Source organism: Mesorhizobium sp. GW821-FHT07A06 (assembly GCF_059419085.1).
Map to the genome: position 1 here is coordinate 659,827 of NZ_JBWKRC010000003.1, position 19,975 is coordinate 679,801.

The window sequence follows — 19,975 nt, forward strand, 5'->3', positions numbered from 1 at the left end:
GGAAAACATGTATCTCGGCCTCGACCTGGGCACGTCGGGCGTCAAGGCGCTGCTGATGGATGCCGGACAGAATGTCGTCGGCTCCGGCCACGGCTCGCTTGACGTTTCGCGGCCGCATCCCGGCTGGTCCGAACAGGATCCGTCGCACTGGATACGCGCCTGCGAAGACGCGATCGGTGAACTGAAGGCTTCCCATCCCAAGCAGCTCGCGGCGGTGAAAGGCATCGGCCTGTCGGGCCAGATGCATGGCGCCACCTTGCTCGACGCGGCCGATCACGTGCTGCGTCCCTGCATCCTGTGGAACGATACGCGCAGCCATGTCGAGGCGTCGGCACTCGACGCCGACCCGCGCTTCCGCGCGCTGACCGGCAACATCGTTTTCCCTGGCTTCACCGCACCCAAGCTTGCCTGGGTGAAGAACAACGAGCCCGCCGTCTTCGCCAAGGTTGCCAAGGTGCTGCTGCCGAAGGATTTCCTGCGGCTCTGGCTCGCCGGCGAGCACATTTCGGAGATGTCGGATTCGGCCGGCACGTCCTGGCTCGATGTCGGCAAGCGCCGCTGGTCGGCCGAACTGCTCGCCGCCACCGCGCTTGACGAGAAGCAGATGCCGTCCCTGGTCGAGGGCACACAGAAGGCCGGCGGGTTGCGTGCCGAATTGGCGTCGAAATGGGGCGTCGAGGCCGGCATCCCGGTTGCCGGCGGCGCCGGCGACAATGCGGCTTCCGCCTGCGGCATGGGCACGGTCGGCGCCGGCCATGCCTTTGTCTCGCTCGGCACGTCGGGCGTGCTGTTTGCCGCCAACGCGTCCTATCTGCCCAACCCGGCAAGCGCGGTCCACACCTTCTGCCATGCGCTGCCCAACACCTGGCATCAGATGGGCGTCATCCTGTCGGCGACCGATTCGCTCAATTGGCTGTCGGAGATCACGGGCAAAGGCGCGGGCGAACTGACCGCTGAACTGGGTGACGCGCTGATGGCGCCGAGCGGCGTGTCCTTCCTGCCCTATCTCTCCGGCGAGCGTACGCCGCACAATGATTCCGCCATTCGCGGTTCCTTCACCGGCCTGGCGCATGAATCGAGCCGCGCGGTGCTGACACAGGCGGTTCTGGAAGGCGTCGCCTTCGCCTTTCGCGACAGCCTCGAAGCCCTGAAGAAAGCCGGCACCACACTGACGCGCGTCACCGCGATCGGTGGCGGCTCGCGCTCGCGCTACTGGCTGAAATCGATCGCCACCGCGCTGCAGGTGCCGGTGGATATTCCAGCCGACGGCGATTTCGGCGCCGCCTTTGGCGCCGCCAGGCTTGGCCTGATCGCGGCGACCGGTGCCGATCCGCTGGCCGTCTGCTCCGCGCCCAGGACAGATGCCACGATCGAACCGGATGCCAGGCTCGGCGGTGCCTATGCCGATGCGTATCACCGTTACCGGGCGCTGTATCCGGCAATCAGGGGCGCCACGGCGTGAGCGGTTTCTCGCCCACGCCACAGCTCGGCAACTCACTGCGCCGGCACCTTGTCGAGGAAGCCGGTGACGCTCTTCAGGCGGCCGTTCTCGATGACACCGATGTCGGTGCCTTCGATCATGGAAGGTGTGCCTTCCGGGCCGAGATTCCAGGAGAAGCGGATCTTGTCGGCAAACCCGTCCGGCGCGCCCTTCAGCGAGAACCGGAAGCCGGCAAAGCGCTGATGCACGCCGTCGATCAGCGCCGCGACGCCTTCATGGCCGTCGCCCTGCATGAGCGGATCGCGATAGCTGACGTCTTCGGTGAAGGTCGCCTTGAGCAATTCGGCGCGGCGGCTGGCATCGCTTTCGTTCCAGGCGGTGATGTAGCCCTCGGCGATTGCGTTGAGGTCGGTCATGGTCTGTCTCCTTTGTTTGTTGACATCAGCCTTTTCGACCAGCGCAGGACCGAAACCAATTACGCCTGAGGTAATCAGGGCGAACTATTCGAGAGAGGACAGAAATCATGAGCAGCGGATTTTTCGGCGACATCCAGAAGATCAAATATGAGGGGCCGGATTCGACCAATCCGCTGGCCTATCGCTTCTATAACCCCGACGAGGTCGTCGCCGGCAAGCGGCTGGAAGACCATCTGCGCTTCGCTGTCGCCTACTGGCATTCCTTCGCCTGGCCGGGCGGCGATCCGTTCGGTGGCCAGACCTTCGACCGTCCCTGGTTCCCCAAGGCCGGCGGCGTCGACACGATGGAACTGGCGAAACTCAAGGCCGATGTCGCCTTCGAGATGTTCTCGCTGCTCGGTGCGCCCTATTTCTGCTTCCACGACGCCGATGTCCGGCCCGAGGGCAAGGATTTTTCCGAGAGTGCCGCCCGCCTCGACGAGATCGCCGACTATTTCGCCACCAAGATGAAGCGGACCGGTGTCAAGCTCCTGTGGGGCACGGCGAACCTGTTCTCCAACCGCCGCTTCATGTCGGGTGCCGCCACCAATCCCGATCCGGACGTGTTCGCCTATGCGGCGGCGACGGTGAAGAGCTGCATCGACGTCACCAAGCGGTTGAAGGGCGAGAACTATGTGCTGTGGGGCGGCCGCGAGGGCTACGAGACGCTGCTCAATACCGACCTCGCCCGCGAGCAGGAACAGGCCGGACGCTTCCTCAGCCTCGTCGTCGACTACAAGCACAAGATCGGCTTCAAGGGCACCATCCTGATCGAGCCGAAACCGCAGGAGCCGACCAAGCACCAATACGACTACGACGTCGCCACCGTCTACGGCTTCCTCAAGCGCTTCGGCCTGGAGAAGGAGGTCAAGCTCAACATCGAGCAGGGCCATGCCATCCTGGCCGGCCATTCGTTCGAGCACGAGCTGGCGCTGGCCAACGCGCTCGGTGTCTTCGGCTCCATCGATATGAACCGCAACGACTACCAGTCGGGTTGGGACACCGACCAGTTCCCCAACAACGTGCCGGAGATGGCGCTTGCCTATTACCAGGTCCTGCAGGCCGGCGGCTTCAAGACCGGCGGCACCAATTTCGACGCCAAGCTGCGCCGCCAGTCGCTCGACCCGCAGGATCTGCTGATCGGCCACATCGGCGGCATGGATTCCTGCGCGCGCGGACTCAAGGCAGCCGCCCGCATGATCGAGGACAAGGCGTTGTCCGCGCCGTTGGCCGAGCGCTACGCCGGCTGGAACAGCGCCGAGGCCAAGGCGATGCTGGCGGGCAAGCGCACGCTGGAGGAGATCGCCGAGCGCGTGGTGAAGAAGAAGATCGAGCCGCAGCCGCGCTCCGGCCGCCAGGAACTGCTGGAGAACATCGTCAACCGTTACGTCTGACGCCTGACTTCTGGACAGACATCTGCCCGATGTGGCTGAAAGCCGCCGTGATCGCCTTTTGCTAGTTCGCTCTCCCGAAGGGAGATGAAAATGGCAAACGGACAGATCACGGTGCGCAAGGCGCGGCTGAGCGATCTCGTGGCTCTCAAAAAGGTGCTGCGGGAGACGTTCGAGGGCACCTGGCTGCCGCACATTACCCAGGCATCGGCGCGGCGCTATGTCGAGACCGATCTTGGCGGGCGCTATGTCCAGGAGAGCTGGCCGGAATTCACCATTGCCGAGATCGGCGGCGAGATTGCCGGCCTGATCCACTGGCGCGGCGATTTCATCGAGGCTTTGCATGTCAGGGCCAGCCGTCAGGGCCAGGGCGTAGGCGGCAGTCTGCTGGCGCACGCCGAACAGGCTATCCGCGCTGACGGATTCCGCCAGGCTCGGCTCGAGACCGATACGTTCAACGAGCGCGCCCAGAGCGTCTACAAGGCGCTCGGCTACGTCGAAAAAGATCGCTATCCGGATGACGAATGGGACAGCGGTTTCACAACCGTTCTGTTCGAGAAGCGGCTGGGCTGACGTCCCCTGATCCGGATTTTGGCGTGCGTAACGGCTTTGCGCCAAAGCGCTCATTCGGCGACAAGGTTTTGCCCCTGGGTGCCCCTCAATGACCTCGCTCTTGCCTTCAAACTGCCGTCACGTATCTCGTATAAAAGGGACCTGTGGCGGGTGAAAAGGAAGGAGGCGAACCGATATGCAGCACGAACGCGAAATCGACGCCCTGCTCTCATCCGGTGAGACCGGATCGATCATTGACCGGCTGATGGCGCTGCCGCGGCCGACCGACGACGTGAAAAACGAATGGGATCGCGCCGTCAGCAGCCGTTTCGAAATCCGTCTTGCGAGGCAGATGCGCTCGCAGATCGACGCTGGCACCGATCGCCGGAACGCCGCTTAACCCCGACGAAGCCTGACCGGGGCTTCGCCAAATGCTCTTGAAAACGCTCTGGAAAACGCCGCGGCGGATGAGAATCCCGTCCGCCCGGCAATATCCGCCATCGCCACCCTGGTGTCGACCACCAGCCGGCGCGCCGCGCCCAGGCGAAGCCTCAGATAATAGGCGCCAGGCGTCTCGCCGATCGACTTGCGAAAAATACTTTCCAGGGTCCGGGCCGTCACGCCGGCGCGCTTTGCTATGGCTTCTATGGTCAGCGGCTGGTCGACATGCGCTTCCATCAGCCGGATCGCCTGCGCCAGGCGTGGATCGTAGCCGTCGAGCCGGCCAAGCGAGACCAGCGGCTGCGCGTCGGTCGCTACCCGTGCCTGGTCGTAGATGAACGCGCTTGCCACATCGAGCGCCACGGCCATGCCGAGCCGGGTGCGGATCAGGTGCAGCATCAGGTCCAGCGTCGGCGAGGCGCCGCCGGTGGTGAATACCGGCCCATCGATGATGTACCGGTCGGGGCGCACGTCGACCCCGGGAAAGGCCGACGAAAAATCCTCCATGTCCTCCCAATGCGTCGTGGCGCTGCGCCCCTCCAGCAGGCCGGCGCGCGCCACCAGCCATGTGCCCGCCTCGACGCCGCCGCAGGCGCGAGCCGCCCGCGCCGCGCGGCGCAGGCCGGCGAGCAAGGCCGACGTGGCATAGTTCTGTGTGCCGAAGCCCGCGACCACGACCAGGACATCGGTTGGCTCCGTCGCATCGAACCGGCCGCTGACCGCCACGGGCAGGCCGCATGTGGTGACCGGCGCTTCCCCGGTCACCGAAACCAGTTTGAAGTCGAACAGGGTTTCGCCGGCAATACGGTTGGCGGCACGCAGCGGGTCGACGGTGCACGCCACGCACATGATGGATGCGCCGGAAAACACCAGCAGCGTCACCTTGAGCGGCGACTGTTCGGCGCGAAAGATTGTCGGTTTTTCGTTTTTTGTCACGCAGCCTTCGTAAAGCGCAAAGCAGTCCCCTGCAAGTCGCGCAATGTTATGCGGGTTCCTGTGCATGTCGTTGCCCCAAAACCGGTTCCCACTTTTGGGCGACATGCATGGCTGTTTCGATTGGGAGGAGAATTCCATGCCGCTTGCGATGAACCGTGAGGTCTTCATTACCTGTGCCGTGACCGGATCCGGCGGCTCGCAGGATCGTAGCCCACATGTGCCGCGTTCGCCCAGGCAGATCGCCGATTCGGCCATTGACGCGGCCAAGGCCGGTGCCGCGATCGTCCATTGCCATGTCCGCGACCCAGAGACCGGCAAGCCGCGCCGCGACGTGCATCTCTACCGCGAGGTGACCGAGCGCATCCGCGCGGCGGATGTCGACGTCATCCTGAACCTCACCGCCGGCATGGGCGGCGACATGGTGTTCGGCTCGCCGGAAGCGCCGCTGCCGCTTAACGAGAAGGGCACCGACATGGGCGGCGCCACCAACCGCATGGAACATGTGCGCCAGTGCCTGCCGGAAATCTGCACGCTCGACTGCGGCACCATGAATTTCGCCGAAGCCGACTATGTCATGACCAACACGCCCGGCATGCTGCGTGCCATGGGCGGCATGATGACGGCGCTCGGCGTCAAGCCCGAGATCGAGGCCTTCGACACCGGCCATCTATGGTTCGCCAAGCAGCTGGTCGAGGAAAAGGTGCTCAACCCCGACGCGCTGGTGCAGCTCTGCATGGGCGTGCCGTGGGGCGCGCCTGACGATCTCAACACCTTCATGGCCATGGTCAACAACGTGCCGTCGACCTGGAACTGGTCGGCTTTTTCAATCGGCCGCAACCAGATGGCCTATGCCGCGGCCGCGGTGCTCGCCGGCGGCAATGTCCGCGTCGGGCTGGAAGACAACCTCTGGCTGGACAAGGGCGTGCTGGCGACCAATGCGCAGCTGGTCGAGCGCGCCGCCAGCATCGTCACCAATCTCGGCGCTCGGATCCTGGGGCCAGAGGAAGTGCGCAAGAAGCTCAACCTGACCAAGCGGGCGCCGATCGCGGCATAGTTTGGAGGGCATCGAGAATGACAACCGTCAAATTCACCGCGATGAAGGATGGTGACAGGGACGATTACGAGTTCCTGACCGCCCATGAAATCGACTACGCCGCCAAGACCGGCGATCGTCTGCTCGACGCTTTGGTGCAACTCGACGAAGGCCTGTCGGGCTACAAGATCACCCGGCTCGGCCATTCGCTGCAGGCGGCGACGCGCGCCTGGCGCGACGGCGGCGACACCGACTGGATCGCCTGCGCGCTGCTGCACGACATCGGCGACATCTACGCGCCCTACAATCACGACGAATACGCCGCTTCGATCCTGAAACCCTTCGTGCGCGAGCAATGCACCTGGGTGGTGGAAAAGCACGGTGACTTCCAGCGGCTCTATTACGCCCACCATCTCGGCGGCAATCGCCATGCGCGCGACCGCTTTGCCGGCCATGCCTATTTCGACGACTGCGACCAGTTTTGCGAACGCTGGGACCAGTCGAGCTTTGATCCCGACTACGAGACGCTGCCGATCGACTTCTTCCGGCCCTTCGTGCTCGAGATCTTCGCCCGCAAGGCCTACGACCCCGCGGTGATCCGCGCCGGCGAGCGCGTGCCTCTCATCGATCCCCAAACTGCCAGGACAAGAACCGGAGCTTCCGCATGAGCATCATCAACAAGGCGGCCGCCATTGGCGGCGGTGTCATCGGCGCCGGCTGGGTGGCGCGGCTGCTCTTGAACGGCATCGACGTGTCGATCTTCGATCCGGACCCGGAAGCCTCGCGCAAGGTCTCGGAAGTGATGAAGGGCGCGCGCCGCGCCTACAAACAGATGGTGCCCGGCGGCCTGCCGAAAGAAGGCAAGCTGACCTTCGCCAAGACGATCGCGGAGGCCGTTGCCGACGCCGACTTCATCCAGGAAAGCGTGCCGGAACGGCTCGACCTCAAGCACAAGGTGCTGGCCGAGATCGACGCCCATGCGCCGGCCAACGCCATTGTCGGCTCGTCGACCTCCGGCATCAAACCGACCGATATGCAGGTGGCGATGAAGAAGCACCCGGAGCGGCTGGTCGTCGGCCATCCGTTCAACCCGGTCTACCTCCTGCCACTGGTCGAAATCGTCGGCGGCGATCAGACCTTCCCCGAGGCCATCGAGGTCGCCAAGGAGATCTATGCCTCGATCGGCATGAAGCCGGTCGTCATCCGCAAGGAGATCGAGGCCTTCGTCGGCGATCGTCTGCTCGAAGCGGCCTGGCGCGAGGCGCTTTGGCTGATCAAGGACGGCATCTGCACGGTCGAGGAACTCGACGACATCATGCGCTACGGCTTCGGCTTGCGCTGGGCGCAGATGGGCATGTTCCAGGTCTACCGCGTCGCCGGCGGCGAGGCCGGCATGCGCCACTTCATGGCCCAGTTCGGCCCATGCCTGAAATGGCCGTGGACCAAGCTGATGGACGTGCCTGAATTCAACGACGAACTGGTCGACCTGATCGCCACGCAGTCGGACGACCAGGCGCACGGCCTGTCGATCCGCGAACTGGAAAAGATCCGCGACGACAATCTGGTCGCGATCATGGATGCGCTGTCGAAGCAGAACAAGGGCAAGGGCTGGGGCGCGGGCGCCTTGCACAAGGACTATACCAGGCAGTTGGCCAAGCTGGCGGCGAAGAAGCCGGCGGCCTCAAAGGCTGCCGAAAAGGCCAAGGCCTCCAAGCCGGTGAAGAAGGCGGAAAAGCCGAAGAAAAAGAAGAAAGGCTGAGACCATGGATTTCGGGCTGTCGGAGGAACAGAAGCTCATTGTCGAGACGACGCGCGCCTTCGTCGAGAACGAGCTTTACCCGCATGAACGCGAGGTCGAGCGCACAGGCGTGCTGCGCCGCGACCTGATCGAGGAGCTCAAGGCCAAGGCGATCGAAGCCGGTCTCTATGCCGCCAACATGCCGGCGGACGTTGGCGGTGCCGGCCTCGATACGGTGACCTGGCTGCTCTACGAAAAGGAACTCGGCCGCGCCAATTACGCGCTGCATTGGACCTGTGTCGCGCGTCCCTCCAACATCCTGTTGGCCGGCACGCCGGAGCAGCGCGAAAAATACCTGTTCCCGTGCATTCGCGGCGAGAAGTGGGATTGCCTGGCGATGACCGAGCCGGGCGCCGGCTCGGACCTGCGCGGCATGAAGGCGACCGCGGTGCAGGATGGCGACGACTGGGTGCTGAACGGCACCAAGCACTTTATCTCCCACGCCGACCTCGCGGATTTCGCGATTTGCTTCATGGCCTCGGGAGAGGAAGAAACCGCCCGGGGAAAACGCAAGAAGATCACCGCCTTCTTCGTCGACAAGGGCACCAAGGGATTCGCGGTACGCGACGGCTACCGCAATGTCTCGCATCGTGGCTACACCAACGCCATCCTCGAATTCGACGATTGCCGGCTGCCGGCAAGCCAGGTGCTCGGCGAAGTGCACAAGGGCTTCGACGTCGCCAATTCCTGGCTCGGCGCCACCCGCCTGCAGGTCGGCGCCACCTGTCTCGGCCGGGCCGAGCGGGCGCTCGGCCACGCCATCGAGTATTCCGCGCAGCGCCAGCAGTTCGGCCAGCAGATCGGCAAGTTCCAGGGTGTCTCGTTCAAGCTTGCCGACATGGCCACGGAACTGAAAGCGGCCGACCTGATGGTGTTCGAAGCCGGCTGGAAATACGATCAGGGCACGGTCACCGACCAGGACATGGCCATGGCCAAGCTGAAGGCCACCGAAATGCTGGCCTACGTCGCCGACGAAGCGATCCAGATCCATGGCGGCATGGGGCTGATGGACGACCTGCCGCTGGAGCGCATCTGGCGCGACGCCCGCGTCGAGCGCATCTGGGAAGGCACGTCGGAGATTCAGCGACATATTATTTCGCGGGCGCTGCTGCGCCCGTTCGGAGCTTAGAGCATGATCGCCCAAGCCGGGATTCGGTTTTGTCGGGCAAACGAGATCGTCTGTCCTGGGATCGCGCTCAAACGAAAAGATGACCATGCATAAACTCGAACGTCTCCTGCGCCCGAAATCCATCGCCGTCTTCGGCGGCGTGCAGGCCGCCGCCGTCGTCGCGCAATCGATCAAGATGGGCTTTGCCGGCGAAATCTGGCCTGTGCATCCGACCAAGGACGAGGTTGCCGGCCGCAAGGCCTATCGCTCGGTTGCCGATCTTCCAGGCGCGCCGGATGCCGCCTTTGTCGGCGTCAACCGCCATCTGACCATCGAGGTCGTCAAGGCGTTGGCCGAGCGCGGCGCCGGTGGCGCCGTCTGCTTTGCCGCCGGTTTCCTCGAAACCGAGGCCTATGACGACGATGGCGAACGGTTGCAGGCCGAGCTGGTCGCGGCCGCCGGCCAGATGCCGATCATCGGCCCGAACTGCTATGGCCTGATCAACTATGCGGACGGCGCGCTTTTGTGGCCCGACCAGCATGGCGGCATCAGGCTGGAGGAAGGCGGCAAGGGCGTCGCCATCATCACCCAGTCCTCCAACATCGCCATCAACATGACGATGCAGAAGCGTGGCCTGCCGATCGCCTTCCTGATGACCGCCGGCAACCAGGCGCAGACCGGCCTGTCCGAGATGGCGCTCGGCCTGATCGAGGATGAACGGGTGACCTCGCTCGGCCTGCACATCGAGGCTTTTGACTCCGTAGCCGGCTTCGAACGGCTGGCGACACGCGCGCGCGAACTGAAGAAGCCGATCATCGCCATGAAGGTCGGTCGTTCCGAGCAGGCACGGCAGGCGACCGTCTCGCACACAGCCTCGCTCGCCGGCTCGGACGCGGCCTCGGGCGCCTTTCTGAGGCGGCTTGGCATTGCCCGCGTCGATTCCATCCCGGCCTTCATCGAGGCGCTGAAGCTGCTGCACATCACCGGTCCGCTGCCCGGCTATCGCCTGTCGTCGATGAGCTGTTCGGGCGGCGAAGCCTCCGTCATGGCAGACAGCGCCGAAGGGCGCTGGGTCAACTTCCCGGTCCTGACGGAACAGCACCGCGCTCATGTCAAATCGACGCTCGGGCCACTGGTCGCGGTCGCCAACCCATTGGATTATCACACCTTCATCTGGAACAACGAGCCGGCGATGACCGCCACCTTCACCGCCATGGTGTCGGGCGGTTTCGACCTCAACATGCTGGTGCTCGACTTTCCGCGCCCGGACCGCTGCTCGGTCACTGACTGGTGGGCGACGCTGCGCGCCTTCGAATCGGCGCTGAAGACCAACAAGGCGCATGGCGCCATCGTCTCCTCGCTACCGGAGAACCTGCCCGAGGAATACACCGCCGAACTGATGGCGCGCGGCATGGTGCCGTTGTTCGGCATTTCCGAGGCGATGGATGCCGCCGGCGCGGCGGCCTTCATCGGCTGGGCATGGGCTGAACCGCAGGCGCAGCCGGTCGACACCTCCGCCGCCGGTGCCGCCGGCGGCGAGCATGTCACGCCTGACGAGGCCGAAGCCAAGGCGCGGCTGATCAAGGCCGGGCTTCCCGTGCCGAAGGGCGAGCGTGCCGGCAATGCGGTCGAAGCGGTGATCTCCTCGATGGCGCTCGGCTTTCCCGTCGCCCTGAAGGCGCTGGGCGTCACTCACAAATCCGAGGTCGGCGCCGTCAGGCTCAACCTCAAGGACGCGGAATCCGTCAGCACGGCGGCACATGATCTGCTGCCGCTCGGCACCGGCCTCTATGTCGAACGCATGGTGCGCGACGGCGTCGCCGAACTGATTGTCGGCTTCACCCGTGATCCGATGTTCGGCGCGGTCATGACGCTCGGCACCGGCGGCGTCCTGGTCGAATTGCTGCGTGACAGCGTCACCTTGATGCTCCCGGCGACCCGCGACGACATCGAGGCGGCACTGCGCGGCCTGAAGCTGTTCCCGCTGCTCGAGGGCTATCGCGGCCGGCCGAAGGCCGACGTCGCGGCGGCCATCGACGCCATCGCGGGCATTGCCGGCTTCGTGCAGAAGAATGCCGGCGAGATCGAGGAACTCGACATCAACCCGCTGATCGTCTGCGTCGAAGGCAAGGGTGCCTGGATCGCCGACGCGCTGCTGGTGCTGGGAGAGAACAAGAATGTCTGACGTCATTTCGACCCGCCGCGAAGGCTCGATCCTCGAGGTCACGCTCGACCGGCCCAAGGCCAACGCCATCGACCTGAAGACGTCGCGGTTGATGGGCGAAACCTTCAAGGCGTTCCGCGACGATCCGGAACTGCGCGTCGCCATTGTCAAGACCGCGGGCGACAAGTTCTTCTGCGCCGGCTGGGACCTGAAGGCGGCCGCCGGCGGCGACGCGGTCGACGGCGACTACGGTGTCGGCGGCTTTGCCGGGCTGCAGGAATTGCGCGACTTGAACAAGCCGGTCATCGCTTGCGTCAACGGCATGGCGGTCGGCGGTGGCTTCGAACTGGCGCTGTCCTGCGACCTCATCTACGCCTCCGATCACTCTTCCTTCGCGCTGCCGGAGATTCGCGCCGGCACGCTGGCCGATGCGGCGACGATCAAGCTGCCCAAGCGCATCCCCTACCATGTCGCCATGGATCTCCTGCTTACCGGACGCTGGATGGATGTCGCCGAGGCGCACCGCTGGGGTCTGGTCAACGAGGTGCTACCCAGGGAAAAGCTCGAGGATCGCGTCTGGGAGATCGCCCGCCTGCTGGCCAGCGGTCCGCCGCTGGTGTTTGCGGCGATCAAGGAGACGGCACGCGTGGCCGAAGCGCTGACCTTCCAGGACGCCATGAACAAGGTGACGCGCCGCCAGTTGGCGACGGTTGATGCGCTCTACGGCTCCGAAGACAATATGGAAGGTTTCCGCGCCTTCGCCGAAAAGCGTGATCCGGTGTGGAAGGGGAAGTGAGCCACCTTACCCCCGTTATGGGAGGGTCGGATCGAAGGTCCGGGGTGGGTGAAGCGCCGTCACCCCCACCGCGGTGACCTCCTCCATCAAGGGGGGGGAAGGAGTTCCATGACCGACTACACGAAACTCATTGACGCCGAGACCTCGGCCTTCATCGAGCGGACCAATTCCTACTATCCGCCCGATACGATCGACTACACAATCGCGCAGCAGCGCGAGATCTATGACCGCATGTGCCGCGAATTCTTTGCCGGCTATCCCGAGGGCGTGGCGGTCGAAACCTCAACCATTGCAACGACCACGCACGAAATCCCGATCCGCATCTACCGAAGCGCTCCGCAACCGACGGCGACAGTGCTCTACATCCATGGCGGCGGCTTCATTCTTGGCGGGCTGGACAGCCATGACGATGTCTGCGCCGAGCTTTGCGCCCGCACCGGCCATGAGGTTGTCTCGGTCGATTACCGGCTGGCGCCGGAGCATCTGCACCCCGCCGCCTTCGACGACGCGATGAGCGCCTTCGCATGGGTTGCGTCCACCCGCGACCGCCCCATCCTGCTCTGCGGCGACAGTGCCGGCGGCAATCTCTGCGCCGCCGTTGCGCACGCCACGCGCGGCCGCGCGAAACGGCCGGTGGGCCAGGTGCTGATCTATCCCGGCCTTGGCGGCGATCGCTCGAAAGGTTCCTATGTCACGCATGCCGAAGCGCCGATGCTGACCATGCGCGATCTCGAATTCTACAAACATATCCGCACCGGTGGCGCGGACCTGGCCGGCGACGTAACACTCTCGCCGCTGGCGGACACCGATTTCGCCAACCTGCCGCCGACGGTACTGATCACCGCCGAGTGCGATCCGCTGTCTTCCGACGGCGAGACCTATCGCGACCGGATCATCGCGGCGGGCGGGCGGGCCACCTGGTTCGAGGAGCCGGGTCTGGTGCATGGCTACCTCAGGGCCCGGCACACGGTCGGTCGCGCTCGCGAAAGTTTCACGCGGATCGTCGACGCGATCGCTGCGCTCGGACGGGGCGCCTGACCTCACGGACTGCCAGGACATATGCGGCGTATATAATTCAGGCCAAAACCTCCTCTCGAATTCCTATGCGGCCAGCGATTATGTAGTTCCGGGCCGCTGCCTGACTGAGGCCCGATCAACAAACTGGCTTCAGACGACCATGAAATCACATTCAGCCTGGCTGACCTCCGGGGCCAGCCAAAGGGTGCCGACGGAGTATTTCGTCCTGGCAAATCTCAGGGAAAAGGGGAAGATCATCGGGCGGCTCGCAGATCATCCGATCGCCGATATCGTCGTCGATGCGAGTGGACTGCAATACCGTTTTGTCGGCGTTGCACCTCGCGACCGCAGCGGGCGCTTCGATGTCGAAGCGCTCCGCACCGGGGAATGGATCGTCCAGCCGGGGCTGGTCTATGCCGTTGACAGCAAGGCGCCTTCGTCAAGGCCGCCACGGCACGGGCGAGGCCGGCACCGGTCTTGATTGCACGGCGCCGGCGATGCTCCCGTTCAGGCCCAGCATGGCCTCGCGTATCGCGGTCTCGGTTTCAGGACGAACCGGAGTCAGCGGCAAACGCACATCGGCGCTCATGCCCAGCGCCAGGCTCATTGCATATTTGACCGGCACCGGATTGCTCTCAAGCTCCAATGCCGCGATCAGCGGCCGCAGGCGATGATGGATGGCGCGCGCGGTGTGATGGTCGCCCTGCCTGCACGCATCATGCATCTCGACGCACAGTCGCGGCGCGATATTGGAGATCACCGAGATCGTTCCACGGCCGCCCATCGTGTTGAAGCCGAACGACGTCGCGTCGTGGCCGGAGAGGCAGATGAAGCGGCGCCTGAGCACAGCCGGAAGCATGGATAGCCGGCTCACATCGCCGGTTGCGTCCTTGATGCCGATGATGGTTGGGATCTGCGCCAGGCGTCCGAGCGTCTCCTCGGACAGGTCGACGCCGGTTCGCGCCGGCACATTGTAGATGATGATCGGTATCCTGACCTTGGCAGCGACCGCCTCGAAATGGCGAAAGATCCCTTCCTGGCTCGGCCTGTTGTAGTAGGGCGTCACGATGAGAGCGGCATCGGCGCCAAAGGCCTCGGCGGCTGTCGAAAAGGCGATTGTCGTCTCGGTGCTGTTCGTGCCGGTTCCGGCGATAACAGGCACCCTGCCGGCGGCGATCTTCACGCACAGCGCAATGATGTCGAGGCGCTCCTCCCACGACAGGGTGGGGGCCTCACCTGTGGTGCCGCATGGGACCAGCCCGTTGATCCCTTGTTCGATCTGCCAGCGTAACAGCGCGGTCAGCTGCTTCAGATCGACCTCGCCGTCGGTGAACGGCGTTACCAGCGCGGTCATCGCTCCGGTCAGGCGCATTCGGGCTTGTTCTGGTGTCATGGCAATCAAAGTCATCCTGGATGAGTTTCTGAAGGCACCGTCTTTTTGACATGCGAGGAAAGCAGGGCCGACAGCAGCGCGGCGGCCAGATCGATGTGGTCCGCCCCGGCCGTTGTTCCCGCGGACGTGATTTGAATGGAGCAAAACCAGCGCTCGCCGATCTTGCTGATGGCCGATACCGAACGTTCCGGCTTCGACACGGCGACCAGCAGGAGGATGGCATCGAGCGTAGCGCCAGCCTCCATCAGGCCGGCAAATCGCCGCCCTTGGCGGGATGATCTGTCGAGCGACAGGGCGCGTGCCGCCTCCCAAAGCTGGTGTTCGAGCAGCCTGCCGACATGCGGCAGGCGATCGAGCAATCCGGCGAGGTCGGCGCTGTTGGCGCCAGCAATGGTGTTGGAATTGTCCATGGCCAGATCGTTCCGATCAGTTCGGAACAAGGCGCGGCTCAGTTGAACAGGGAAAGCCGCACACTTGCCGGGGCAAAGCGTATCGCGCCGGCCCGATGGCCGCTCTCCATCGTGGCGAAGCGGACAGCGGAATTCTTGTCGGCAAAAACGCCGCCGGTCAGGCCTTCTTCGTCGCGAGCGATCCAGTGGCCTTCGCCATCGCGCCCGACGACGAAGCGGTGAACGGCGTTTCCGTCAGGGGGAATGGGTGTAATTTGCATGGTCATCCCCTGCTTCTCAGGAAAGCTGGGCGGCGATAGCGGCGGCGGCCAGCAAGGCGCCGACGACCAGCAGCCACCATGCCGGTGTGAACGGCGCGACCAGGCTGCCCGGCCGGCGCTCGTTGTTGGTCGCACGCTTCATCTGTTCGAGCTGCGACGCCGGCAGCGGACGATGAGTGGGTAGATAGAGCCCGTCTGAGAGGAACATCGAAGACTTCCTTCTTTCTGGTACCGCCGCCACAAGGTGACGGCCGCCTGCAGCGGCTCAGCACCGGCTGCACTCGGAAAGATAAAAGCATCGGCATTTGTATTCGAGGCGGACGAAATCTGAAAAATATAAAAAAGTCATATGTTTATCACTCGGGCGTATAAGAAGCCCAAGCTGGAAAAAAAGGCCACGTTGGCGCCGTTCACGCCAGCGAGGCGGCCGCCGCCCGGCCGGCGCTGCGGCCGGAGAAGATGCAGCCGCCGAGGAATGTGCCTTCAAGCGCGGCATAGCCATGCACGCCGCCGCCGCCGAAGCCGGCGGCCTCGCCAACGGCATAGAGACCGGCGACCGGTTGGCCATCGGCGCCCAGCACGCGGCTGTCAAGATCGGTCTGCAGGCCGCCCAGCGTCTTGCGGGTCAGGATGTTGAGCCGCACCGCGATCAGCGGGCCGTTCGCCGGGTCGAGCATCTTGTGCGGCTTGGCCGTGCGGATGAGCTTGTCGCCGAGATAGGCGCGGGCGCCGCGCAATGCGGTAATCTGCATGTCCTTGGAGAACGGATTGTCGAGTTGCCGGTCGCGGGCGCGGATCTCGCGCTCGACCTGGGCAAGCTCGAGCAGCGGCTCGCCGCCGGCCAGCGCGTTCATGCGCGCGACCAGTTTCGAAAGGTCGGCTTCGACGATGAAGTCTTCGCCCTTCTCCATGAAGGCTTTCACCGGACCCGGTATTCCCGATGTCGCGCGGCCGAGCACCTGGCGCCAGCTCTTGCCGGTCAGGTCCGGGTTCTGCTCGGAGCCCGACAGCGCGAACTCCTTCTGGATGATTTTCCTGGTCAGGATGAACCAGGAATAGTCGAAGCCGGTGCTCATGATATGGCTGAGCGTGCCCAGCGTGTCGAAACCGGGATAGAGCGGCACCGGCAGGCGTTTTCCCCTGGCATCGAGCCATAGCGAGGACGGACCGGGCAGGATGCGGATCGCATGCTCGGTCCAGATCGGCGCCCAGTTCCTGATGCCTTCGACATAGTGCCACATACGGTCGCGGTTGATGATCGAACCGCCGGCAGCTTCGGTGATCGCCAGCATGCGGCCGTCGACATGGTCGGGCACGCCAGCGATCATGCGCTTCGGCGCGGCACCCAACCGCTTGGGCCAGTTTTCCCGCACCAGCTGATGGTTGCCGCCGATGCCGCCGGAGGCGACGATCACCGCTTGCGCATGCAGCTCGAATTCGCCTGATACCTGGCGCGAGCTCTTGTGGCCGCGTTCGACCGTGCTCGGCTCAAGGATGTCGCCGCGCACACCGGTCACGACGCCGCCCGTCTGTGTAAGTTCATTGACGCGGTGGCGGAACCTGAAGCTGACCAATCCACGCTTTTGCGCCTCGCGCACGCGCAGTACAAAAGGTTCGAGCACGCCGGGACCGGTGCCCCAGGTGATGTGGAAGCGTGGCACCGAATTGCCGTGGCCGATCGCGTTGCCGCCGCCGCGCTCGGCCCAGCCGACGACAGGAAAGAACTTCAGGCCGCGCTCGATCAGCCAGGAACGTTTCTCGCCGGCGGCGAAACCGACATAGGCCTCCGCCCATTTGCGCGGCCAGAAATCCTCCGGCCGGTCGAAGGCGGCGGTGCCCATCCAGTCCTCGAGCGCCAGATCATGCGAATCGCGGATGCGCATGCGCCGTTGCTCGGGTGAATCGACGAGGAAAAGGCCACCGAACGACCAGAACGCCTGGCCGCCGAGCGACTGCTCCGGCTCCTGGTCGACGATGATGATCTTCTTGCCGGCCTCGGCAAGCTCGGCGGCGGCAACCAGCCCGGCAAGGCCGGCGCCGACAATGATCACGTCCGCGTCGTCAGCCATCTCTCCTCCAGGAATTAGCCGGTCAACGCAATTCCAGGCGCAAGGGGTTTTCCGTCCGGAATTGCGTCAAGCAAGAGTTAGACGGCCTCCCAGCCGTCCTTGCCGCCGGCGCGGAAGATGGCATCGATGACCTTCTGGTTGAGCACGGACTCCTCCAGCGTGAAAACACGTTCCTTGCCGCCCTGCGCCGCCCGCGCGAATGTTTCGACCTCCAGCCGGTACTGCTGCGTGCCGGGGAAGCGGAACACTTGCGCTTCGGTGTGGTTCTGGTTGTGCAATTCGACGCGGTGATGGTCATAGAGCCCGGCATTGAACGGGGAAAAGACCTCGATGAAACCCTTCTCGCCGTGGAACACCATTACCTGGCGCGCCGCCATCTGCGTCGACAAATAGAAGGACAGCTCGAAATCGCCGAAATCTGCGCGGATCGAGGAATAGATGTCGGTGCCGAATTTCTTGTCGCGCTCGATCGTCGCCTGGACGCGGCCAGGCTCCTTGCCGGTCGAAAACCGCGTCGACACTGTCGGGTAAACGCCGATATCGGGCAGCGCGCCGCCGCCGAGATCGAGCTGGTTGCGCATGTTGTTGGGGTCGACATTGTAGTAGGAGAACGCGCCTTGCACGTGGCGCAGCCGGCCTATGGCGCCGCTGGCGATAAGGTCGCGCACCTTGATCCATTGCGGATGGTAGATGACCATGAAGGCCTCGCAGACCAGCACCTTCTTCTGGTCACGAAGCTTGATCAGGGGGAGAATGTCCTTGGCGTCGAGCGCCAGCGGCTTCTCGACCAGCACATGTTTTCCCGCCTCGATCGCCTTGGCCGCCCATTCGACATGCTGCGATGTCGGCAGCGGAATGTAGACGCCGTCAATGTCCTTGGAGGCGAGCAGTTCCTCATAGGAGCCGAAGGCGTGGCGGGCGCCGAAACGCTCGGCCAGGGCCTTGGCCTTCGACAGGTCGCGGCTGGCAATCGCCGAAAGCACGCCGTTCTCCGCCTCGACGATTGCCGGCAACAACTGCTCGCGGCCGATCTTGGCCGTCGACAACACACCCCATCGGAACATGACGCTTCTCCATCTCGACTATATCGATGGAGGTGTGCCCCAATTTCGGAGAAAAGCCAATCGCGGACGCGGATCACAAAGCGCCTTCGTCATCCTCGGGCTTGACCCGAGGATCCATGCCGTGACCTCGGCCGAAGGTTGCAATGGTGCAGAATCTGGAGCGCTGCAACGCTTGTTCGCCACGGCATGGATTCCAGGGTCTCCGCGACGGAGCTTCGCCCTGGAATGACGAACCTCCAGGGATGCGCGAAGTGGAGACTCAGCTCCGCTTGCCCGCCAGCGTCATGTCGAAATCGACGATGTTGGAATAGAGCGGCGTACCGACATCCATGCCGTAGCGTGACCTCAGCACCTTGCCGGTGACATGGAATTTTATCGTGCCAGCCTTCAACCCAGCGAGTTCGGCAGTGAATTTTTCCGGAAACGTCTTGCCGCGTGCCGTCAGCCTGCCGGTGACCAGGGCTGATGTATCACCGGTGCGGGTCACGCTGGTCGAGCGGAACTGGATCTCCGGGCTGTTGGCCGCGTCGAACACCGCGTCGGAGCGCAGGAAGGCATCGATACGGCTCTGGCCGGTACCGACGCTTTCCGGATAGATGGTCAGATCGACTTTCGAATGGCCGATATCTCCGTTGTCGATGCGGATCGTGCCTTTGAAGCGGGCGAAGGCGCCATCGAAGCCGCCGCCGCCGGCCTTGCCTATGGTGAAACGGATGCTGGAGCCTGCCGGGCTGATCGTGTAGCTGCCGGCGGCGTCACTCAGCGCCACCGCAGCAGTGGCGGGCACGGCTAGGCATGCGGCAAGAGCCGCGAATCCAAGGATGCGCGCATGCATGGGATCGATCCTTTCCTGGAGGCAACGCGTTTAGCGTCCTCACCCCACAAACGAGCGAACCGCCCGCTCTATTCCCTGCCTGACGAAGGCGTGATCATGCGCGTGAGCACGCTGTCGCGCAGCAGGAAATGGTGGCGCAGGGCGGCGGCGGCATGCAGCGCGACAAGCGCGATGCCGGCATAGGCGAGATACCAGTGCGCCGCCGCCCAGAAGCTTTCCGCGCTATCGGATTCCGCCAAAGGCAGGTTGGGCATTACGAACAGGTTGAACGGCATGGTCGGGATTTCCAGCGTCGACACCGAAACCAGCGCCCAGCCTGACAAGGGCAAGGCGACCTGGAAGGCATAGAGCGCCAGATGCGCGAGCGGCGCCGTACGCCGCTCCAGCGCGCCGACCGATGGCGGCAAGGGCGGCGCCACGTTGCCGAGCCGCCAGGCGATGCGCAGTATGATAAGGCCAAGCAGCAGAAAGCCGAGGGACTTGTGCAACTGGATCAGCTCGAAGGCGGTGCGTTGGCTGGTCAGCCGCACCATGATGAAACCGAGCACGAACTGGCCGATGAAGATGATCCCGATCAGCCACTGAAGGAGGATCGTCGCCCAGCCGTAGCGGGTTGGCGTGTTGGTGATGGAGGTTTGCATGGAAGGCGAACGCCGCCGAACTACGCTTTCTTCCCGACGGCAGCGCTGCCCCTCATTGCCCGCCGGGCATTTCTCCCTGTAAACGGGGCGAAAGGGGGCAGTGGCGCCCGCAGTGCTCTTTCCCCAACCTTGGTGATTGGCGAAATCATCGATGAGAGCGTCCCTCGCCCC

At 64.2% G+C, this 19,975-nt stretch carries 22 protein-coding genes; 12 read left to right on the plus strand and 10 right to left on the minus strand.

Annotated features, from left to right (window positions below; translation table 11 throughout):
- The first annotated feature begins 7 nt into the window (after positions 1 to 7).
- On the plus strand, positions 8 to 1,462 hold the full coding sequence (gene xylB / locus AC07SZ_RS13725; RefSeq protein ID WP_494914725.1) for a xylulokinase: 1,455 nt from the start codon (positions 8 to 10) through the stop codon (positions 1,460 to 1,462).
- Between the two features lie 32 nt (positions 1,463 to 1,494).
- Here xylB and AC07SZ_RS13730 read toward each other — a convergent pair whose 3' ends face one another.
- Positions 1,495 to 1,857 carry a nuclear transport factor 2 family protein gene (locus AC07SZ_RS13730; protein ID WP_494914647.1) on the minus strand — a complete coding sequence of 121 codons (363 nt, stop codon included), beginning with the start codon at positions 1,855 to 1,857 and terminating at the stop codon, positions 1,495 to 1,497.
- A gap of 107 nt (positions 1,858 to 1,964) precedes the next feature.
- Between AC07SZ_RS13730 and xylA the strand changes: the two genes are divergently transcribed.
- The 3 genes from xylA (at position 1,965) to AC07SZ_RS13745 (ending at position 4,239) form a co-directional block, all read left to right on the plus strand.
- Positions 1,965 to 3,290 (plus strand): xylose isomerase, encoded by a 1,326-nt coding sequence (xylA, locus tag AC07SZ_RS13735; RefSeq protein ID WP_494914648.1) that lies wholly within the window; start codon positions 1,965 to 1,967, stop codon positions 3,288 to 3,290.
- 90 nt (positions 3,291 to 3,380) lie between these two features.
- Entirely contained in the window at positions 3,381 to 3,860 is a 480-nt protein-coding gene (locus tag AC07SZ_RS13740; RefSeq protein WP_056570304.1) for a GNAT family N-acetyltransferase, read from the plus strand.
- Between the two features lie 175 nt (positions 3,861 to 4,035).
- Complete coding sequence (locus tag AC07SZ_RS13745) at positions 4,036 to 4,239, plus strand: hypothetical protein (protein ID WP_056568937.1); 204 nt, start codon at positions 4,036 to 4,038, stop codon at positions 4,237 to 4,239.
- On the opposite strand, the gene AC07SZ_RS13750 is transcribed toward AC07SZ_RS13745, so the two are convergent.
- Positions 4,236 to 5,216: a GlxA family transcriptional regulator gene (locus tag AC07SZ_RS13750; RefSeq protein ID WP_056570306.1), complete on the minus strand. Its 981-nt coding sequence runs from the start codon at positions 5,214 to 5,216 to the stop codon at positions 4,236 to 4,238. The genes AC07SZ_RS13745 and AC07SZ_RS13750 overlap by 4 nt on opposite strands.
- A 136-nt stretch (positions 5,217 to 5,352) precedes the next feature.
- Here AC07SZ_RS13750 and bcoG point away from each other — a divergent pair, with 136 nt between their 5' ends.
- The 8 genes from bcoG (at position 5,353) to AC07SZ_RS13790 (ending at position 13,613) form a co-directional block, all read left to right on the plus strand.
- A complete protein-coding gene (bcoG, locus tag AC07SZ_RS13755) occupies positions 5,353 to 6,270 on the plus strand; it encodes a 3-dehydrocarnitine:acetyl-CoA trimethylamine transferase BcoG (protein ID WP_494914649.1) in 918 nt (305 codons plus the stop codon).
- Positions 6,271 to 6,287: 17 nt separating this feature from the next.
- A complete protein-coding gene (locus AC07SZ_RS13760; protein ID WP_494914650.1) occupies positions 6,288 to 6,917 on the plus strand; it encodes an HD domain-containing protein in 630 nt (209 codons plus the stop codon).
- The gene (locus tag AC07SZ_RS13765; RefSeq protein WP_056568943.1) at positions 6,914 to 8,008 is read left to right on the plus strand and encodes a carnitine 3-dehydrogenase; all 1,095 of its coding nucleotides are present in this window, start codon (positions 6,914 to 6,916) and stop codon (positions 8,006 to 8,008) included. The genes AC07SZ_RS13760 and AC07SZ_RS13765 overlap by 4 nt, the downstream gene beginning before the upstream one ends.
- 4 nt (positions 8,009 to 8,012) lie before the next feature.
- Positions 8,013 to 9,176, plus strand: coding sequence for an acyl-CoA dehydrogenase family protein (locus AC07SZ_RS13770; protein ID WP_172371199.1), 1,164 nt, complete (start codon positions 8,013 to 8,015; stop codon positions 9,174 to 9,176).
- An 85-nt stretch (positions 9,177 to 9,261) separates the two neighbouring features.
- Complete coding sequence (locus AC07SZ_RS13775) at positions 9,262 to 11,340, plus strand: acetate--CoA ligase family protein (RefSeq protein ID WP_494914651.1); 2,079 nt, start codon at positions 9,262 to 9,264, stop codon at positions 11,338 to 11,340.
- Positions 11,333 to 12,115 carry a carnitinyl-CoA dehydratase gene (locus tag AC07SZ_RS13780; protein ID WP_172371195.1) on the plus strand — a complete coding sequence of 261 codons (783 nt, stop codon included), beginning with the start codon at positions 11,333 to 11,335 and terminating at the stop codon, positions 12,113 to 12,115. The genes AC07SZ_RS13775 and AC07SZ_RS13780 overlap by 8 nt, the downstream gene beginning before the upstream one ends.
- A 108-nt stretch (positions 12,116 to 12,223) precedes the next feature.
- A complete protein-coding gene (locus AC07SZ_RS13785; protein ID WP_494914652.1) occupies positions 12,224 to 13,153 on the plus strand; it encodes an alpha/beta hydrolase in 930 nt (309 codons plus the stop codon).
- Between the two features lie 139 nt (positions 13,154 to 13,292).
- Positions 13,293 to 13,613, plus strand: a complete 321-nt coding sequence (locus AC07SZ_RS13790; RefSeq protein ID WP_056568953.1) for a hypothetical protein — start codon at positions 13,293 to 13,295, stop codon at positions 13,611 to 13,613.
- On the opposite strand, the gene dapA is transcribed toward AC07SZ_RS13790, so the two are convergent.
- The 8 genes from dapA to AC07SZ_RS13830 form a co-directional block, all read right to left on the minus strand.
- Positions 13,572 to 14,525 (minus strand): 4-hydroxy-tetrahydrodipicolinate synthase, encoded by a 954-nt coding sequence (gene dapA, locus AC07SZ_RS13795; RefSeq protein WP_494914653.1) that lies wholly within the window; start codon positions 14,523 to 14,525, stop codon positions 13,572 to 13,574. The genes AC07SZ_RS13790 and dapA overlap by 42 nt on opposite strands.
- Before the next feature lie 11 nt (positions 14,526 to 14,536).
- Positions 14,537 to 14,935 carry a hypothetical protein gene (locus AC07SZ_RS13800; RefSeq protein WP_494914654.1) on the minus strand — a complete coding sequence of 133 codons (399 nt, stop codon included), beginning with the start codon at positions 14,933 to 14,935 and terminating at the stop codon, positions 14,537 to 14,539.
- A gap of 38 nt (positions 14,936 to 14,973) precedes the next feature.
- Complete coding sequence (locus AC07SZ_RS13805) at positions 14,974 to 15,195, minus strand: hypothetical protein (RefSeq protein ID WP_494914655.1); 222 nt, start codon at positions 15,193 to 15,195, stop codon at positions 14,974 to 14,976.
- Between the two features lie 16 nt (positions 15,196 to 15,211).
- Positions 15,212 to 15,403, minus strand: a complete 192-nt coding sequence (locus tag AC07SZ_RS13810; RefSeq protein WP_494914656.1) for a hypothetical protein — start codon at positions 15,401 to 15,403, stop codon at positions 15,212 to 15,214.
- A 202-nt stretch (positions 15,404 to 15,605) separates the two neighbouring features.
- Complete coding sequence (locus tag AC07SZ_RS13815; protein ID WP_494914657.1) at positions 15,606 to 17,264, minus strand: FAD-binding dehydrogenase; 1,659 nt, start codon at positions 17,262 to 17,264, stop codon at positions 15,606 to 15,608.
- A 77-nt stretch (positions 17,265 to 17,341) separates the two neighbouring features.
- Complete coding sequence (locus tag AC07SZ_RS13820) at positions 17,342 to 18,328, minus strand: Gfo/Idh/MocA family protein (RefSeq protein ID WP_494914658.1); 987 nt, start codon at positions 18,326 to 18,328, stop codon at positions 17,342 to 17,344.
- 259 nt (positions 18,329 to 18,587) lie between these two features.
- A complete protein-coding gene (locus AC07SZ_RS13825; RefSeq protein ID WP_494914659.1) occupies positions 18,588 to 19,163 on the minus strand; it encodes a YceI family protein in 576 nt (191 codons plus the stop codon).
- Positions 19,164 to 19,231: 68 nt separating this feature from the next.
- Positions 19,232 to 19,804 (minus strand): cytochrome b, encoded by a 573-nt coding sequence (locus tag AC07SZ_RS13830; RefSeq protein WP_494914660.1) that lies wholly within the window; start codon positions 19,802 to 19,804, stop codon positions 19,232 to 19,234.
- Positions 19,805 to 19,975 lie beyond the last annotated feature (171 nt).

Coding starts and splice junctions, on each gene's coding strand:
- xylB (WP_494914725.1), top strand. CDS start 8: ATGTATCTCGGCCTCGACCTGGGCACGTCGGGCGTCAAGGCGCTGCTG.
- AC07SZ_RS13730 (WP_494914647.1), bottom strand. CDS start 1,857: ATGACCGACCTCAACGCAATCGCCGAGGGCTACATCACCGCCTGGAAC.
- xylA (WP_494914648.1), top strand. CDS start 1,965: ATGAGCAGCGGATTTTTCGGCGACATCCAGAAGATCAAATATGAGGGG.
- AC07SZ_RS13740 (WP_056570304.1), top strand. CDS start 3,381: ATGGCAAACGGACAGATCACGGTGCGCAAGGCGCGGCTGAGCGATCTC.
- AC07SZ_RS13745 (WP_056568937.1), top strand. CDS start 4,036: ATGCAGCACGAACGCGAAATCGACGCCCTGCTCTCATCCGGTGAGACC.
- bcoG (WP_494914649.1), top strand. CDS start 5,353: ATGCCGCTTGCGATGAACCGTGAGGTCTTCATTACCTGTGCCGTGACC.
- AC07SZ_RS13760 (WP_494914650.1), top strand. CDS start 6,288: ATGACAACCGTCAAATTCACCGCGATGAAGGATGGTGACAGGGACGAT.
- AC07SZ_RS13765 (WP_056568943.1), top strand. CDS start 6,914: ATGAGCATCATCAACAAGGCGGCCGCCATTGGCGGCGGTGTCATCGGC.
- AC07SZ_RS13770 (WP_172371199.1), top strand. CDS start 8,013: ATGGATTTCGGGCTGTCGGAGGAACAGAAGCTCATTGTCGAGACGACG.
- AC07SZ_RS13775 (WP_494914651.1), top strand. CDS start 9,262: ATGCATAAACTCGAACGTCTCCTGCGCCCGAAATCCATCGCCGTCTTC.
- AC07SZ_RS13780 (WP_172371195.1), top strand. CDS start 11,333: ATGTCTGACGTCATTTCGACCCGCCGCGAAGGCTCGATCCTCGAGGTC.
- AC07SZ_RS13785 (WP_494914652.1), top strand. CDS start 12,224: ATGACCGACTACACGAAACTCATTGACGCCGAGACCTCGGCCTTCATC.
- AC07SZ_RS13790 (WP_056568953.1), top strand. CDS start 13,293: ATGAAATCACATTCAGCCTGGCTGACCTCCGGGGCCAGCCAAAGGGTG.
- dapA (WP_494914653.1), bottom strand. CDS start 14,525: ATGACACCAGAACAAGCCCGAATGCGCCTGACCGGAGCGATGACCGCG.
- AC07SZ_RS13800 (WP_494914654.1), bottom strand. CDS start 14,935: ATGGACAATTCCAACACCATTGCTGGCGCCAACAGCGCCGACCTCGCC.
- AC07SZ_RS13805 (WP_494914655.1), bottom strand. CDS start 15,195: ATGCAAATTACACCCATTCCCCCTGACGGAAACGCCGTTCACCGCTTC.
- AC07SZ_RS13810 (WP_494914656.1), bottom strand. CDS start 15,403: ATGTTCCTCTCAGACGGGCTCTATCTACCCACTCATCGTCCGCTGCCG.
- AC07SZ_RS13815 (WP_494914657.1), bottom strand. CDS start 17,264: ATGGCTGACGACGCGGACGTGATCATTGTCGGCGCCGGCCTTGCCGGG.
- AC07SZ_RS13820 (WP_494914658.1), bottom strand. CDS start 18,328: ATGTTCCGATGGGGTGTGTTGTCGACGGCCAAGATCGGCCGCGAGCAG.
- AC07SZ_RS13825 (WP_494914659.1), bottom strand. CDS start 19,163: ATGCATGCGCGCATCCTTGGATTCGCGGCTCTTGCCGCATGCCTAGCC.
- AC07SZ_RS13830 (WP_494914660.1), bottom strand. CDS start 19,804: ATGCAAACCTCCATCACCAACACGCCAACCCGCTACGGCTGGGCGACG.